Below are 17,455 nucleotides of genomic sequence, written 5' to 3'. Positions count from 1 at the left end.
GCGGCGCGCCAGGCGGTCCCACACGAGAGAATATGCTCGTCGTCGCATTCTATCGGCAACAGGCATACTTCCCGCTATGACCTGGATGGAGGCTGCCCTCAGCGCCGGCATCACCGTGCACGAGTCCGCGTCAGCGGCGGTGACGCTTGCGACCGAGGGTCACCGCCGCCGCTTTCACCTCGTTGCCAAGCGCCGCAGCCTCCGCCCGAGTGAGGTCGACCCACCACCCACCGCGGACTCGCTGCTCATCTCCCCCAGGCTCTCCCCCGCGGCGCGCGCCCGACTGACCGACCTCGGCTGGTCCTGGGCGACCGACACCGGTCACCTCCACCTCGACTTCGCCGGCCTCATCGTCGACCACGACCCCGACGCACGGTCGACTCCGCACGATCCTCGGCCAGTAGCGCAAGGAGTCGGCCGGCACGCGCTGCTGCGGCGGCTTCTCGAGGCCCCCGCCGACCGGCGGCTGCGGCAGAGCGACCTCGCCGCCCTGACGGGGCTGCACCAGTCCCGCGTCTCTCGACTGCTCGCCCACCTGCGCGCCGACGGCGTCGCCAGCGGCGGTTACGGCTCCTGGCAGCTGACCGACCCGAGCATCGGCACCCTCACGGACTGGCTCGACACCTATCCCGGACCCGGCGGCATCGCCACCCACTGGTCCGGGTTGGAGCCCGTCTGGCAGTCCACGCTCGCGGCGCTCCGGGTCCTGCCCGCGGATGCCGTCATCTCCGGCGCCGTCGCAGCGGATGTGCTCGCGCCCTGGCGGCGCCCGGACCGGGCGGTGATCTACGCGTCGCGCGGCGTCGACCTCACCGGCGCGGGGCTCGTCCCGGTCGGCGCTCCAGCCGACGCCCAGGTCACCGTCTGTGTGCCGCGAGACCAGACGGTCTGGCCCTCGGCGCGGCTCCTCCACACCGCCCCCGGCGGACAGATGGTGGCCATCGCCGATCCCCTCCAGGTGCTCTGGGACGCCCGGCAGAGCCCCGGACCCGACGTCGACGAGGCGACGGACCGGCTCCTGCGGCGCGTGGCCGCCCGACTGCGCCTGCGACCGGAGGAGGAGTAGCCGCATGGCCGTCGAGCACCGGCCCCGCACGAGCTGACTCGAGACTCGCTCGCGAAGCCGATGGATCCGATGAGCCTGCCGACCTAGAGTCGACCTGTCGCATCAAGCACGACCCCGCGGTCGGATCTGGAGAACACCATGGAGCCCACTCGGCGCAGCGCCCCGGACCCTGACGACGTGATGCGGGCTGCAGCGGACATGCTCGCCGACCAGAGCAGGGTCAGGATCGGCCTGACCTCTGGGCAACGGCGCGCCCTCGGCATCACGCCCGAGACCCCTCCGAAGTATCGATTTCCGCTTGGCCAGATACGTCCCGGCCAGCTCGTGTCGCCCGAGGTGCTGCAGGCCGCGAGCGAGATGATCCACGCCGGCCCGTGGAAGATCGGCCTGACCAGCGGCCAGAGGCGTGCCCTCGGCATCCAGCCAGAGACGCCCCCGCGACATCGGCTCCGCATCAAGAAGTCACGCTGACCTCCATCCCCGCCGACCGCGGAGGGCCGATCGGTCGCGTTGGTCGATCCCTGCCTCTCTCACGCGCCCCGGCAACGGTATCTTCCAGCCTCTGCCGTCGTGCCGATCGGCAGGCTGGGTCTCTGAGCAAAGTCCCGCGCCCTCAGCCACCGGACGCACGGTCGCAATGGAACTCGCGGACCGCGATGCGGCACTCCAGCCGACCGGCGCTGGCCTGCACCTCCATCTCCCAAGGAGGCGCAGCATCGTGAAGATCGTCATCAACCAGCGCTACGGCGGCTACGCCCTCTCGGACGAGGCCCCGAGACTGGCTCGTCCTCAGAGGGATCGCGGCGCCGCCGGGACGACCGCGTCTCGACTGGCCCGATGCCCATCATCTTCTCCGCCGCGACCGGACCCATCCTTTGCTCGCGTCGTGCGCGGAAGGGCTTGGACCAGCAGCCTGGGGAGACAGTGCCGAGCTGGTCGTCATCGAAGGTCCCCGACGACGTGGACTGGGTGCTGAGGAGTCCGAGGGCAAAGAGTGGATCGCCGAGGGGCATCGCACTTGGGGGCGGGAACCATGATCGCTGGAGCGGCCCCGGGCCTCCTGTTAGCTGAGGCCGACGAGCGCTCCCCGAAGAGACTCGCCTGGTCCGCCAGATGGAAGTGCGACCTCGGAATGCGCCTTCGCCGCGGAAACGAGCGAACGACAGACGCGGCCGTGGCTCGACCGAAGAGACAGCAGCACGCCTAGAGTCTGACTGTGATCCCGCGTGGCGGCCACACACTCGGACCTGGAGAGCACGATGGAATCCATTCGGCGGATCGACCCGACCGACCGTGGGGCAGTGGCCCGGGCGGCGGACGATGTGCTGGCCAACCAAAGCAAGGTCAAGGCGAACCTGACCGGCACTCAGATTCGCGCGCTGGGAATCAACGGCGAGACGCCTCAGACGTATTGGATCCGGCTCGGCCCGGACCGTCGGCGGCCGGTGGAGTCAGCGGATGCCCTGTATGCGGCGCAAGAGCTGCTCCACGACGGCCCCGTCAGGAGCAGCCTGACCGGCGGCCAGATGCGCGCACTTGGGATCCGACCACAGCAGCCCGTGAGGCATCGATTCCGGCCGAGGGTCGACGGTTAAGTGCGGCACGCGCCGGACCAGCCTGAATGGACGTCCACGCATCGTGTGCTTGGGCGGCACGGCATTCGGACAAGACGCGAGACCTGCGGAGGAACGGCTGCGCACCAAGCGATCGGCCTCATTCTCCGCATGCCGGTGTTCGAGAGCATGCGCATCGACGTACAGGGTCGGCGCGCTACCCGCGAATGGCCGCCTTCGGCTTGACCGATTCAGACCGGAAGCGGCTATGGCAGCCCAGTTGGCGTCGAACGCCTGCATCCGCCGAAGGCATCGAACTGCTGTTGAGAAGACTCTTAGAAGGGTGATGCATTTGCGCTGGTCAGCCCTGGGTCACGTGGGCGCCTGATGCCCTCACGGTGGGCACCGAGCGCCCACCGCTCCACATGCAGGTGGGCGCCTCATGCCTCTTCACGACGTCCGTCCGTTCGTTGCGGCGGTGTCGCCCGACCTCTCCGGACGGCCGGCGGCGCGTGGCTCGACGGTTCACAGTTCGGGCACTCGCCCGACTCCCCTAGACCGCCGGTGACGGCGTGGGGAGGCACGACGAGACAGCGGGATCCGGATTGTGGTGCCAAGAATCCTCGAGCGATGGCCGTCCGAATGGCTCGCTGGACAGACCCACGGTCCAACGGATGCAGCTCACCGGTCGCGACGTCGACCGTGCCGAGGAGTCGACCGACCTCCCCTGCCCGGAAGGGCGCGTGCCCGTTGGCGCCGTGGTGACCGAACGCGAGGGCCGCCACCCGCAGCCAATAGTCGAGATCCCGGTCAGCCGCACGCTCGCGCCACGGGGCTTGGTAGTGCCGCGCCCAGGTCTGAATCGCCCCCCGCATCACTCGGCCCCAGCGGGCGGGAGCCGGGGCCGGTCACGGTCAGGCGACGTCGTCCGATGGGGCATGTCAGAGTCCATGAATCCCCACCGTCGGTAGCGGCCGGCAGGGGCAGCGTCGACCGGCAGATACCGGCTCTCCGCCCTCTCGAGCGAGCCGTACTAGGGCACCTTTCTGCTGTTCCGGCGGCGTCGATTGCGTCGGCCGGTAGGGCTGCGGACTGTCCCGGCTATCGCTCAAGGTGAGCGGTGAAGGGCACGGGAAGAGCTATTCCCGTCCCCTTCAACGATCGACCGGGTTCAACCGGTGAGAAGAGAACTACCGTGAAGAACATGTGCCCCGCGGGGCAGCCTGCCCAGACCCACATGAACGCCCCGACGGCTACCGCCTCGGCCCCGGTGGTCGCCGATGCGCTGGGGCACTCGCGGTCTGGCGCGACCACGTCGTCTGAGGAACCCCAGCCCGACGACTTCGAGGTGCTGCTCGCTGCCGCGGCTAAGAGACATTCAACGGCAACTCGGACCCGAACGACCGCAGGTTCGGGTCCAAGCAGGCCGTCGGACTGGTGCGACCCAGATCAGAAGGCCATCCTCACCCTCGGGCCGGGCGAGCATCCGATTGACCTTGCAATGGACCGGTGCAAGCCCGGACCGTCCCGCGACCACTTCCGCACCAAGGTCCGCCGCTCCTATGAGCTCATGGCGAACGTGACGCTGGGCTCGATGACGATGGACGAGGTTCGTGCGGTGCCCATCCACCATCTGACCGCCCGCCAAGCCGGCGCCTTCCGCCGCCTTGTTTACTCGCGCTATGAGTCGCAGTCCACTCGAAACGACATGATCTCCGTCATCCGACGCGTCCTCCAGCAGTGCCGTAACGTCGAACTCCTCAGCGTCGAGCGGCTGGACCTGCTCTTTGACGAGCTCTACACCGTCGCCCCCGGGGCATCGACTCAGAGGCGACGCCTGAGTCCGGCCGACGTGGAGCGATTGCTGCGCTGTGCCAGCACCATGGGCACGGAGCGAGCCCGCGCACGGAACACCGCCATGATCGCCCTGTTCTGTACCAGCGGCATCCGCAGCATCGAAATGTCACAGGCACGGCTTGCAGACTGGAACCGCGAGGACGAGAGCATCCTGCTGCGATTCACCAAGAATAAGCGCGACCACCGGATCTACCTCCATCCTGACGTCGTGCCCTACCTCGAAGAATGGCTGCGACTCCGAGGCACACATCCAGGGGCTCTCTTTACGTCACTCACCCAGCCAGCCCGATACGGCCCGCTGTCGACCGAGACGATCCAAGAGATGATCCGATCGCGAGCAGAGGAAGCCGGTGTGACCGGCTTCCGCTCGCATGACTTCCGCCGCAGCTTCGTAACGCAGCTACTGCGGCAGAACGACGCCGTCCTGGTCAGCAGGCTCGTCAACCACGCCAAGGTCCAGAGCACCATGATCTACGACCTGCGCGGCGCCGACGAGGAACGGGAGGCGATCAGCACACTTGCTATCCCGGTATTTGACTCGCTCGGGACCGACACCGACGGGTCGCCCAGCGAGGGCCCGCAGAGCGGAACCGCAGCATGAACAGTCCCGAGCTACGGCTCCTTAGCCCCGATGCGGCCGAAGAACTCGGCCGGACGACCAACCTGCGCGCCGAGGCGCTAGCAGAGTTTCGTGCCGGCTACCCCAAGCCGGAGAGCCTACGCACCATGGCCGGCGGGCTTAACCGCGTCGTAAAGACCTTCACGAAGGGCAGCCACAGCCTCGAATCGTTTCCCTGGGAGACCGTCGATCGACGCCTTGCCACGTCGATGATCCGAAGCGTGGCTGCCCACGGGTACTCCCGCCGCACCGTCGCTAAGGACGCCTCGGCCTTACGGGTGATGATCGACTGCTGCCGGGAGGTCGGCCTCATCACGCACGCGGAGTGCCGTGCCGCGCAGACCTTCGAGATCGCCGCCGGGGTGGAGCTGCCGCAGCCCGGACACTTCCTTAGCGAGGCCGATGTGGTGCGCATCATCCGGACCTGCGAGCACGGCTCAGGCTCCCCGACGACGCGCATCCGCGACGTGGCGCTCCTTCTCGCGCTCGCGAGCACGGCCGCGCGCGGCGATGAGCTCACCCAGGTCGACCTCATCGACGTGCACCTCGACGAACGCCGGATTTGGCTGCGCCACACCAAGTCGGGCAAGCCCCGCGACGCTTGGCTGCATCCGACAGCAGTTGCCGGACTCAGCCGTTGGCTCGAACTCCGCGGCCGGAAGACCGGACCCCTATTCGTGCCTATGTCGCGGGTTCGCCCGCTCCTGGATCGAGGACCGCTTAGCACGCATCAGGCATGGAAGATGGTGCAAGCGCGCGCACTCGAGGCGGGCTTCGAGCACATCACGCCCCACGACTTCCGCCGCTTCGTGATCACGACGCTCCTCGCGGACGTGGACCTGGTCTTGGTGGCGAAGATTGTCGGGCACACCAACCCCGCCACGACGGCCCTCTATGACCGCCGACCGGCCATCAAGATGCGCGAGGCAGTGGCCACACTGCAACTCCCCGCGCCGGCGTCTCTGCGCCAGAACACGTCGCCGGGGGCCGCATAGATTCGGATAGGAAACCTTGCCGCAAACCGCCCCCAAGGCGCTGGGGCCGTTACCTCGCCCAACTGGAAGCGCCGCGAAGGCAGCCAAGTCTGGCGTGGGACCTTCTCAGACCAAGGGCCGACCGAGGGAATGACCTCGGGGCGCCCTAGCCGTATGTCGCGAACCCGCTGTCAGTGTGACGGAGTCAGATGCGCTCGTTCGCTATAGGTCACGTAGGTGATGGCCACGTCGGGGCCCGATACGTTGGTCGCGGTGATGGTGCCCCCGTTAAGGGTCCGCATGCCGCGAGCGGTGAGCATCGTTCCCATGGTCTTGGCATGGGCGACGGGCGTAGGCACGAAACGATGGTCGCCCTCGGTCACCCACCGACCGTGTTGGCTTGTGATCAACCACCGCTGCTTCATGGCACCTCGAGAGCGGCCCAGGCCCGGTGGCGGACGGCGCCCATCCAGAGACCGCTGCCGTAGGCGAGGTCGTCGAGGCGGCGTCCGGCCCAGCTGGCGATGATGCCGAGGGCGGGCGAGTCGGGGTCGCTGAGAGGCCGGCCGACAGTGGCCGCGACGATGGCGTCGACGACCAGGGCGGTGACAGCGGCGCGGCGCATGGTCCGGCTGACCAGGCAGCCTGCGACAGCGCCGGGCCACCAGTGCCGCAGGATCAGCGCTGGTCGAGGCCGGTTGGCGCGTGCGCTACGAGCCGAGCTTCGCAGCTTGGCTCGAATGCCCGGCTCCGCGATCTCTTGGACAGGTCGATGACCGATCTGAGGACGTATCTGTCGTAGTGGCAGATCCTCGATCTGTTGGCGGCTCTGTTGGAACCTCTACGTTTGGAGCGACCCGCCCGTTGCTACCGTTTGTTCTGAGCCTTGACAAGGCGGCCGGGGGTATAGCCGTTTGCACGTTGGCGACGGTGTGTCTTGCCCCCAAGGCGGTCACCCGCAAGCGCCGGTCGCGACCCTGCGTCAAGAGCGCTGAGTGTTGCGAGTCCCTCGATTGCCGCGTCGATCGCAGCGGACGAGCCATGCTGAGCCCTTCTCGTCCCGTGGCGACGGTCCCGCGGACCTCCAGCAAGCCCGGAGCCGCCGTGCCCGCACGACCCTCAGGCCGTCAGCCGTACCGCGAAAGCCCTCGGCAGCGTCACCGATTCCCAGCGATCGACCGCATCGCCCGACCTCGTACAGCGCGTTCGCGGGCCTAGGCCAGCGCCCGAGGTGGACGGCATTGCGGAAACCGGCGAGCCGCTCACCTTCGACGACATGACCTCACACGCAGACAAGGCCCAGCCCGACACGTCCACGCCCTCGCTCGTCGTAGTTCACGATGGCGACGGCACGTGGTACCCACTTTCAGATGCATGGATCGCCGAGCTAACGCCGGAACAGCTCGATATGTTGGTCGAGGGTGACAAGTCGGTGTTCATGGACGCCCCCTCTACCGCGCTAAGTCTCCTGGCATGCGGCCGGTGCGGTAGAGAGGTGAACCGCAAGCCGGAGACGGCCGCGCCGTTGTTCGTCATCGTTCACGATGGCGACGGCACGTGGTGGGAGCTTTCAGGTGCATGGATCGCCGTTCTGACGCTCGACCAGCTGGACATGCTGGACGAGGGCGACGAATCCGTGCTGGAGGATGTCGCCTCTATCCCGCTCAGTACCGATGAGCGCTGCGAGTGCGGATCGGACGAGGTTGCTCGCGGCTGACCGTTCCGACGAGGTCCGGTCGACTGCTGCTGAATGGTGGAGTTCGCGACTCGGATGGTCGCCGAGGAACTCCACCACTCAGCGAGAGGCTGGACCCGAGCAGCGCCTCGGCGCCATCGACAGCAGGTCGAACTCGATCCCCTTCGTCCTGTGCCCCGGTTTCAACCTCCGCATGGTCGCGCCGTGCACCCCCCGCTAGCCCCGCGCAGGTATCAAGCGCATGGGCGGCGCAACAGGAGAGCGGAGCGCTGACACGTTTTGGTTCACAAGCCTCCACCTGTGTGCTGGGGAACGAGCACTCGGCTCGGATCACCGCGCCACTCCGCCGCGAAAGCCCCAGTCAGGCGCCCGCGTTGGCGCGCTGCCCAGCTGCGCGGCGGTTCCAACCACCTCCCCCACCCGGGCACCAGTCGGTCAGACGCGGCAGGGCGGTCGGGTGGACGTCGCCGCTGACCCCATGCGGAGAGGCGCGGCGGCAGGCTCATGAGGCAGGGATCGCCGGGTTGAGCGGTGCGCGCCCGACAGAACAGAAAACGGGGCGACGTCACGACATCTGCCGTGACGGCACTCGACACTGCTCCCGACGGCGACTGCCGACGGATCAGGCCGCACGCTTTCCACCCGAGGGTCAGCGTCGAATGGCAAACCCTTGAACTCTTCGACCCGAGGGTCGAGCGCCGTTGCCCCGCAGGAGCCGAGAGTGCGCGGACAGTGCCGCTCCTTCTCTCACGGATCGCTCGTGCGCCTCACGAAGTTGGCCAGCACTGCAACCGCCGCCGCGTACTGGGCGCCGGGTGTTCGGAGCCCGCCGAGCAAGTCGACAGTCGTTAGTACCCTCAGATCTCGCGCCAAGTCATGGTGATCAGGCGCGAAAGGTCGAGACTCGGGCATGTCTGCAAGGTCGATCAGCACTTCAACAGTGGGGAGATGGTCGTGGACTCGTGCACGTAGAGCTTAAACTGCAGTTTTGTTGGCGCGAGCGTGGCCATGGTCGTCTTGAAGCTGACTGCGATGTTCTAAGCCCTCTGATGTTCTTGACATTGTCGTTCCGTCCGGCTGCCCGGGATATGGTTCGCGCGTTTACCGGTCGCTGACGCGATGCGCTCAGCGGTCTTGGCGATATCAGCAGCATTCGCGTGGCGCTCGTGTTCCCAGATCCAGGCGCAGGCTCCACCCTGCGTACGTCGCGCTGTCTACCTACTGCCGACCGGCGTGCGAACCCTGCCTCGCCTACTCGCGGGGCGTCCACGGCGTGTCGGCTAATTGACTGCGCCGCCGAAGATTGCGTCGCGCATCTTCGCGTCGGCGTCGAAGAAGGCGCGCTCCCCCCAGAGCAGCAACGGCATTAGTTCGACCGTCTTGCGACCGGCATCACTCTCGAATGTCACGACCCCTCGTGGCCACGACGGCGGGTATATCTGAAGTAGCACGGATTTTCGATCGACAATGTAACGCATCTTGAACGATCGAATGCTGGTTCTTGGAATCGTACGAACACAGCGATCCCCTATATAAACCCGCAGAGCATCGTTCTCGAACTCGTAGCGGACATTCTTGAATCTGCCGTACGAGTAGCAAGAATACCCAAACCCCAGGAGCGCGCTGATCGGTACAGCTCCGGCGACTATGCCACGAGTGAAATCGACTGACGAGTCTGTGGCGGCAGCGCACGCAACCACGACCGTGGCCCCGATGAAGACGAGGACTGTAAAGTATCTGCCGAAGCTCCATGCGGCAGACGGGTCACTCCGAACCACAACCATCGACCTTAAGCCCTTCGTCGGTCAGCATTATTGTGAATTGCCATAATCTGATTGGCCTTAGCCTGGCGAGAGTTCCAGTAAGCCTTCGAAGCGCGCCGTACACCCTCGTAGGCGAGGGTGATAGCAGCGTCCCGTCCATATTGCGTGACCTTCGTCATCGCAACTTGGGCGACATTCTTTCGATGCTTGGGGCTGTTCGCGCGCCTCCCCACCTTTTGAGCGAAAGCACCGCCAGCTTTGGTTGAAATCCGGTCGGACAACTTAATGACAAGTTTCGCCGTCAACCTACCCCCAACCACGCCGGCCGCCATCCCGAGGGCGTCGTCAGCTACTGCGCCCCAATCACCTTGGGCGGCGTGGATCGCCAGCTGCGCGCTAGAGCACACGGTCCCCGCTCCACCGGGCGAGTAGGCGCAGATGGCTGCTGTAGCAACCGCAGCTTTCATCACCGACTTGAACGCTTTCTTCCAACTGAAAGCGCCGCTCAGGTCGTAACTGTTGATCGGGTCGGCGGGGTAGGTATACGCGGTGGAGTTTCCGCCCTGGACGGGATCGACACTGAGGAACATGCCGAGGGCCGGAGCGTAGAGGCGGACGCCCATCAGAATGACGCTGCCTTGGGCGTCTCCGGAGCGTTGCTTGGTGCCGAGCCAGCCGTAGCGAGAGTCCGCGGTCGTGCCGGCGGGCGAGTTTCCGTACTCGTCGTAGTCCGGTGCGTACGCAAGACTGCCGGGTCCACCGTTGCCAACAGCGCCAGTGCTGGTCGCGGCAACGTCGCCGTGCAGGTTGGTGTACTGGTATGTGACGGTGCCCGTTTGGTCGACGATGGCGCCGAGGTCAGCGCCGATGCCGGTGAGGTTAGCGGTCCAGGCTGTGCCGTCAGCGGTTTCGGCGATCCAGTCCGGTGAGTCGCTGGTGGCGTCGTCGAAGTGGTTGGTCTTGGCCGCGGTCTGTGCGGTTCCAGTGACCGTGGTCCAGCTCTTGAGTCTGCGCGCCTGGTCGAGGGCCCATGTTTGGGTGGTGGTGACGCCGGCGGTCGTGGTGGCTTGGCTACGGACCATGTCGTTGGCGTAGTAGCTGTTGGTCAGGTCGCTGCCGTTGGTGCCGGCGTCGGCGGCTGGGAGGGTGGTGATGCGGCCGAAGGCGTCGTAGCCCAGTCCGGCGTCGGTGCCGGCGGGTTGGAGGCGGTCGGCCTTGTCATAGCTGTGGGCGACGGTTGTGGCGGTAGTGCTGGTGCTGCAACTGCCGTCGGCGGCCGCAGGGTAGGTCGTTTGGCTGGTGCGCGCGCTGTTGGGGTTGAAGCCGTATGTGCGCGTCGTGCAGGCGACGTCGGCGCTGCCGATGTCGCTGGCGGTGACTGGGGTGTCCTCGACCTTGGTCAGTCGGTCGGCAACGTCGTAGGTGTAGCTCTGCGTGCCGGCGGCGCCGGTGTGGGTGATGACTTGGCCATGGATGGAGGCGATATTGGTGTCGGCGAACAGGGCCGCTCCGGAGGCGTCCACGGTGGTGAGTGCAGTTTCTTCGCCGCTCTCGTCCCGGGTGTGTGTCGTGGTGACCTGGTCGGGGTCGGTTTGGGCGGCGAGTTGACCGTCGGCGTCGTAGTTGGCGGTCCAAGTACCGGTGTAGACGTTCGTCTCGCCGGTGCCGACCTGGACGGCGGCCGAGGTCGGCAGGCCGCGGTGTTCGCCACCCTGGTCGTAGTCGTAGGTGTAGGTGGTGTGGGCGTCGGCGACGGTCGCGATGCGTCCGCTGGTGGGCTGGTAGCTGGTGGTGCTGACGTTGGCGTCGGCGCCGGTTGCGGTGGTGTTCTCGGTGTAGGAGGTGACGCGTCCGAAGTCGTCGTAGCCGGTGGCGTCGCTGCTGGTGCCGTCGCTGGTGCTGGACGCCAGGCCCGTTCCCGCGGCGTAGGTGACCGTGACCGGGGCGACTGGGGTGCCGAGCCCGCCGGTAGTGGCGGTACTGCGGACCGTGGTCGCGTACGGGTTGGCGGTGGGGGTTGCGGAGTTGAACCCGTAGGTGGTGGCGGTGGTCCGGGTGACCGGGCTGCCGCCCGCGGCAGTGGCGGTTTCGACGACGCTCGTGGGCCGGTCGAGATAGTCATAGGCCGGGTAGCTAGTGGCGACCAGGCCGGGCAGCCCGTTGGCGGGTGTGGTGTCGGCGGGCAGGGTCTTGCAGACCAGACCGGCCCAGGCCGGCTTGCTGTCGCAAGTGGAGTCGCCGCTGCCGGTGGTGCCTGAGCCTGCTGTGTAGTAGATGGTCTTGGTGGTGTCGGCGTGGGTCCAGTCGGTGCCGGAGGGCTGTCGCTGCCGGATCACCTGGCCTGTGTCTGCATCAAGGACGGTCGTTGTGGTGAGGGCCAGGTTGTCAGGGTCGGTGATGGTCTGCAGCGGGGTGGAGTAGGTCCATCCGGAGGCGTCCAGCCTGCCGTTAGGGCTGTCGCTGGCGCCGAGCCAGTAGCGGTACTCCGTCTTGCGTGTATCGATCTCGCCCGGCGGCGCTTCGTTTGCCGGAGCCGGGTCGGTCGAGGGACTGGCACCGACCGTGGTCGTGATCGGCAGGTGCAGCGACGTGAGCTGATTGTCAGAGCCGTGGGGGTGGCCGGGCTCGCTCCCGTCGTCGTAGGTGGTGTGGCTGTGCTCGCGGGCCGCGACCACAGCTCCAGTCTGGCTGCCGGTGGTGAGCTGCACGAGATGGTACGGGCCGTAGCTGTCGACGAGGTCGAGGATCCCGTCGACCTTGTTGCCGGCGTAGAGGTTGAGGGTGGACAGCATGCGTGCCGCGGTGGCGGTGTCGGCGGGGAGCCCGAGTTGCTGGCCGGCGGTGCCGGTGGGATTGAGGGCCTCTTCGCGGTTGCCGGCGGTGAGGGTGCGGATCGCGTTGCCGGTGGCGTCGTATTCGATGGTGTCGATGTGCCAGCCGGTGGGGCCGGTGCCGGAGTAGTCGGCGGTGTTGACCAGGCGACCGTCGGCGTCGACGTAGTTGATGGTGCAGTCGCGTAGGTCGCCGGTGGCGTCGGCCGGGGTGGTGGCGCCGGGCGCGCAGATCGCGGTGCCGCCCACCGAGGCTTCGGGCTTGTCGTCCTGGGCCCAGGTGTCCGTAGAGGCGGCGCGCAGGTCGGGTCGCTCGGCGTTCGCACCGGGGGCAAGGTCGATGTCGTAGAAGACCCTGGTGGTCTCGGTGCCTGCCGGATAGCCGGGCAAGTGCTGGCGGGAGACCGTGGTCAACTTCGCCGGGGTCGTGGTCGTGTCGTAGGTCAGGGACCAGCCCGCGATCGGGGTACTCGACGCCGCGTAGGAGGGGGTAACCGTGGTGACGCGGTTGGCCGCGTCGTACTCGTAGTGGGTGGGACGTACCGGGGTGCCGCAGGTGATCGGGTGGCCTCCGGTGCCGGCGGTCGGGATATCGCGCGGGTCCCATTCGTCGGAGAGTCGGCCAGCATCGTCGTAGCCGTAGCAGGCAACGTCGATCTGGAGCAGATTCCCGGCCTGGTCGGTGGTGTTGAAGGTGACAGCCTGCACCGTGCCAGCGGCGTTGTAGGTGAAGGCGAGTCCACGGCAGCCAGGTACCCAGGAGCTCGCGGACTTCGGGTCACAGCCCGCACCGGTCGGGGTGGGGGCGGTGACCATCGTCGGCCGGGTGACCGATCCCGTACCTGTGCTGACGCTGGCGTAGATGAAAGCGGTCGCGTTGGGTGTGCCCGGCTCATTCACGGCTGCAACCTGGTAGGTCCCCGGGGCGCCTGGGGTCGGCGCGAAGGTGACGGTGACCCCGTCGAGGTCGGTGATCTGCCAGCACAGTGTGGTCGAGGAGCAGGTGACCGCCCCGTACGTGCCGCTGGTGACCTTGCCGAGCTCGAGGCCGGAGTCGGTCGCGTCGCCGGTGGGCGCCCACACCTCCTTGCCGTTGACCATGGTGCGGGCCAATGAGGTGAGCGACCCGTCACTGCTGGTGACGGTGAACACCGTGGCGGTGGCGGGGCTGGTGCCGCCGCTGGCGGTGGCGCTGGTGTAGTCGACGCCGGCGGAGTCGACCGGGAGACCGGCTGACCAGCCGGGTCCGAACATCCCCGTCAAGGGGGTGGCCTGGGCGGCGGGAGTGCTGGAGGTGCCGGTCGTGGCGGCGGTGGCGCTGTTCAGAGTGCGGCCTACCGACAAGACGGTGCCGGCGCTGCCCGGGACCGAGACGTCCGAGGCGCTTAACTGGGTGTTGCCGGTGACGAGATTGACGCTGGCCGGGCCAATATCTTGGGTCGCGGCGACCGAGAGGGAGTTGGAGTCGACCGTCGCCTTGACCGCACGGGACGAGGTGCCTGCGGGCAGGCTGGTCCCGGGTGCGGCGGGGCAAGCCGCCGCCGACCCGAGGCAGACCGCCACCTGAAGGGGCCCGTCGATCGAGGTACCAGCGCCGAGCGCGTCGGTCAGGGTGCCCTTGATGTCCCAGGTCAGCTTCGGCGTGCCCTTTCCATCGGCCGCGAGTGCATCGAAGGAGTAGGGCCAGCCCGGGAGGGTGCCGCCGCTCGCGGCCACAGTGACCCGGTCAGCCGGGATCGCGATCCACGCTTCGGTGTCGGCACGGCGGTAGTAGAACGTCGCCTGGGAAGTACCGCTCGGACCAACCGCAACGAGACTGGTGGTGGCCTGCAGCACCGCGCCAGCGGCCGGGGTCGTGACGGCGGCGTTCGTGCCGAACGTGTAGTAGCTGGCCTCCGAGAGGTTGCCAGCCTTGTCGACCGCCCTGACGACGAGCGTGTGCCACCCGTCCCCAGGGTCGATCGAGGCCGTGGCGCTGCCCGACGCCGTCGCGTGGTCAGGGGTCGGCACGTCGACGCCGTACAGGTAATGGTCGACACCCGAGGATGCGCCCCCGGCAGGCGCCGGGTCGGTGGTGCTGAAGTTGAAGGTGCCAGCACCCGTGGCGGCCGTCCAGCTGTTCTCGGCGAACGTCGGCGAGGTCACGGCCGGCTTGCCGGGTGCGCTGGTGTCGATGCCGAACACAACCCAACCCGGACTCCATGCGCTGGTGGCCAGGCCGTCGCTGGCGCGGACCCGGTACTCGTAGCGTTGCCCGTCTTGCAACTTGCCCGCAGGCACGCCCCATCCCGACCACTTGCCGGGCGGCACGTCAGTGGTCGACCCGGTGGCAACGGCCGGTGTCGTAGGGGCGCTGCTCGTGCCGGCATAGACCTCGAAGGTGTAGCTCAGCAGGGCACTGTCGTCCGGCGTGGCACCGGTCAGCACGGGCCGGGTCGTGTTCGACCACAGCGGGTTACACACCCCGCACGGGGTGACCGAGCGACCCATCGGTGCCGGCGGTGTCCGGTTGTAGGTGACCGACAGGGTCGGCGGGTGGGCGTTCTCCCGGGAGGTGAACAGCTTCGCGCCTGCCGTGGTGGTCTCGTCCCCCGCACGTAGCTGGAGGCCGTCGTTCGCGATCGTGCCGTTAGCCCACCCGGACACCAGGTTGGTCAGGCTCTTGCTGGTGTAGTCACCCAGGGTGATGTACCCATCGCCGGTCGAGCAGGCCGCACCGCCGGTGAGGAGGTGACCGCGCGAGGCGTTGACGTAGCCGACCGGGTTCGCGACCACGGGAGGCTGGGTGTTCCAGGTCGTCGTGTCGCCCCAGCCCGCGGTGACCTGCCGCGCGTAGACGGTCTGCGGGCTGCACGAGTTCACCCAGTAGGACCACAGGTCGACAGATGCGGACAGGATCTGGGCGCCGGCTAGGGAGGTGATCCCGTTCCAGTAGACGTAGGACCGGTACAGCTCGGCGCTGCTCTTCTTGCCGATCGCGAGCTGGGTCGCGGTTCCGTAGGAGCCGGTGGGGTTGCTTTGGCTGACGAAGGTGTCCAACCCCGAGACGCGAGTGAACACGGGATCGACGGTGACCGGATAGACCACGTCCGGGTCGGAGAGGAACTCGGTCGGCGGCGTCCAGGTCAACACCTGGTCGAGAACGTGCCCGTCCGCGACCCGACGCGTGCGGGCCGCGCTCAGCTCCTGGGGGACGTCGACCACGGGAGCGTCAGGGTCCGTCAACGGCGTGGTTGCCGTGGTCGACGGGTCAGCGGACGGGTCAGCCGACGGGTCTGCCGACGGGTCGCTTGATGCAGGTGCCGGCGCGTCGTCGGCAGGGGTCCCGAGGGAGTCCTGCACGGTCGCATCCCACGCGACCGCGGGGTTCACCGTCGCGGCGACGTCCTCGTCTCGGGTGACGGTGACCGCCCCGGTGTCGGCATCGGACTTCACCTTCAGCGAGTCGCCACCCGCGGTTCCGAACGAAACCGGCGCCGAGAGGGAGAACCCGTCGGCCGGCCGCTCCTTGATCACAAAGGAAAGCTCGAAACCGTTCGGCATCGCGGTCAACCGCGCGTCCACGCCCGGCCGCACGTCAGCATAGGTAGCGACGGGCCCATCGATCACCGGGTCGGGCAACGGAGCAGCCCAACCAAGGGTCACGGTGTCAGCGCCCGTGCCCATGGTCGCCAGCACACTTGAACCTGCGGACCCGAACGTGATGTCGCCCGCGGTCGCGGTCGGCTCGATCCCAGCCTTAGTGGTGATCAGGTCCGTGTCGACAGGGACCCAGTTCGGCCCGTCGACGTCGCCCTTCGCATCGGCTTCGCCGTCCCCGGCCGTCGCGCCGTCGGCGGCACTCTCGACCGGCGTTGCGACGTCAGCGGCTGCGACGCGCACCGGACCCGTGGATGCTTCGGTCGTTAGCGACCCGTCCGGGTTCGCCCACGTGAGTGTGGTCTCTGACGTCAGGCCATCGATCCGAACCCGACGGTGCTGGCGCATCGCTGCCCGCACGGCAGAGACCTCATCCGTAGCGCCCATTATCACGCCGTCGTCAGAACTGCTCGACGCGTTGTCAGCCGCCGTCGCGTCAGGCATCGAGGCGCCGAGCTGCAAGGTGGCGGCGATGAGCGCCAGCACGAGCAGTCGAACGCTGTGCGCCGAGCGGCCGTGTCGGCCTGATCGCCGCGTGCGCCTAACAAATAGGAGCCCGGAACTCAGGATGAAGGCGGTGACGATGGCAAGGAGCAGCGCGGGCGAGCTCCCGAGAACGTGATGCACGGCGGTGACTTCCAGGTCGAACGGAGCCACGAGAGTAGGGACTGAGGTCCCTCTCTGTCTGGGGAATCGCTGAATTCGGGAGCCGATCCTCATGCTGAGGATGCGTAGAGGTGGCCGTCGCGGTCATACGATCGCTCCCCCTGCCTGCAGGGGCCAGCAGCCGCTGAACCGCGGATCGAGCACAATGCCACCGTGACGGCATCAGGCCCGAGATGCCCGTCGTGGGCCTGACGGCACCAGCACCGCTACTGCTACTTGACTCCGGACGACTGCGTAGCCGCGCGGCGACCACGTGCTCGGGCGACCACGTGCTCAAGAGGGGGAGAGCTGAGGGCGTACGATCCAACGGCACCTGGCAGCGCCACCATGGAGTGCGACCTTCGCGCCGGCGGGTTCGGAGTTGGTTAGTCGCGGGCAGGAGCGTCACTCGGATCTGGGCAGCACCTGGAGCAGCAACCGGCGGACGGGCGGACTTCACGCGGAGAACGACCACCTTTCATCAGGTGATCGAAGCGCTGTTACGTCCCCGCCCGAGCCTTCGGGCTCTGACGGGAGTCAGTGCGGCCCGTCTTCGTACGTGTGCCCGGTGATCTGGCCGACACACCCTTGCCACCGCAGCGCACGTACGCGCGGCCCCGATGGGACGTCGCGGGAGCCAGCGAGACGTACCAGGAGCGGCCAAAAGCCTGCCGCCCCATGGTGCCCTGTGAGATCGACGGCGCTCGGATGACCGGCATCGTCCCGGAGCACCGCCACAGAATCCGACGTCTCGGCGAGGGAAGAAACATTGGCCACCGCAGCGCGTCCGATCTCGCGGGCGAGGGCACTCG

General features: G+C 67.6%; 10 protein-coding genes. 6 read left to right on the top strand and 4 right to left on the bottom strand.

The annotated features are described in order from the left end of the window. The first annotated feature begins 76 nt into the window (after positions 1-76). From QDS12_RS14100 to QDS12_RS14080, 5 genes are all read left to right on the top strand, one after another. Positions 77-1,066, top strand: a complete 990-nt coding sequence (locus QDS12_RS14100; RefSeq protein ID WP_279879776.1) for a hypothetical protein — start codon at positions 77-79, stop codon at positions 1,064-1,066. Positions 1,067-1,243: 177 nt separating this feature from the next. Further along, positions 1,244-1,537 (top strand): hypothetical protein, encoded by a 294-nt coding sequence (locus QDS12_RS14095; protein WP_279879774.1) that lies wholly within the window; start codon positions 1,244-1,246, stop codon positions 1,535-1,537. 755 nt (positions 1,538-2,292) lie between these two features. Further along, positions 2,293-2,661: a hypothetical protein gene (locus QDS12_RS14090; protein WP_279879772.1), complete on the top strand. Its 369-nt coding sequence runs from the start codon at positions 2,293-2,295 to the stop codon at positions 2,659-2,661. Between the two features lie 1,162 nt (positions 2,662-3,823). Next, positions 3,824-5,077 carry a site-specific integrase gene (locus tag QDS12_RS14085; RefSeq protein WP_279880444.1) on the top strand — a complete coding sequence of 418 codons (1,254 nt, stop codon included), beginning with the start codon at positions 3,824-3,826 and terminating at the stop codon, positions 5,075-5,077. Next, positions 5,074-6,090 carry a site-specific integrase gene (locus tag QDS12_RS14080; protein ID WP_279879770.1) on the top strand — a complete coding sequence of 339 codons (1,017 nt, stop codon included), beginning with the start codon at positions 5,074-5,076 and terminating at the stop codon, positions 6,088-6,090. Before QDS12_RS14085 ends, QDS12_RS14080 begins: the two co-directional genes overlap by 4 nt. A 170-nt stretch (positions 6,091-6,260) precedes the next feature. Here the strand turns inward: QDS12_RS14080 and QDS12_RS14075 are convergent, their stop codons facing one another. Next, entirely contained in the window at positions 6,261-6,452 is a 192-nt protein-coding gene (locus QDS12_RS14075; RefSeq protein WP_279879768.1) for a hypothetical protein, read from the bottom strand. 38 nt (positions 6,453-6,490) lie between these two features. Further along, positions 6,491-6,694, bottom strand: a complete 204-nt coding sequence (locus tag QDS12_RS14070) for a hypothetical protein (protein ID WP_279879766.1) — start codon at positions 6,692-6,694, stop codon at positions 6,491-6,493. Between the two features lie 606 nt (positions 6,695-7,300). On the opposite strand from QDS12_RS14070, the gene QDS12_RS14065 reads away from it, so the two are divergent. After that, the gene (locus QDS12_RS14065) at positions 7,301-7,786 is read left to right on the top strand and encodes a hypothetical protein (RefSeq protein WP_279879764.1); all 486 of its coding nucleotides are present in this window, start codon (positions 7,301-7,303) and stop codon (positions 7,784-7,786) included. Between the two features lie 1,259 nt (positions 7,787-9,045). Here QDS12_RS14065 and QDS12_RS14060 read toward each other — a convergent pair. Both QDS12_RS14060 and QDS12_RS14055 read right to left on the bottom strand, forming a co-directional pair. Beyond that, positions 9,046-9,174, bottom strand: a complete 129-nt coding sequence (locus QDS12_RS14060; RefSeq protein ID WP_279879762.1) for a hypothetical protein — start codon at positions 9,172-9,174, stop codon at positions 9,046-9,048. A gap of 380 nt (positions 9,175-9,554) precedes the next feature. Continuing rightward, a complete protein-coding gene (locus QDS12_RS14055) occupies positions 9,555-16,655 on the bottom strand; it encodes a DNRLRE domain-containing protein (RefSeq protein ID WP_279879760.1) in 7,101 nt (2,366 codons plus the stop codon). Positions 16,656-17,455 lie beyond the last annotated feature (800 nt).

This window comes from Nocardioides sp. CER19 (assembly GCF_029846275.1).
Classification (GTDB): domain Bacteria; phylum Actinomycetota; class Actinomycetes; order Propionibacteriales; family Nocardioidaceae; genus Nocardioides.
Note: the sequence above shows the minus strand (reverse complement) of the source record. Positions and strands in the feature narration are given on the sequence as shown.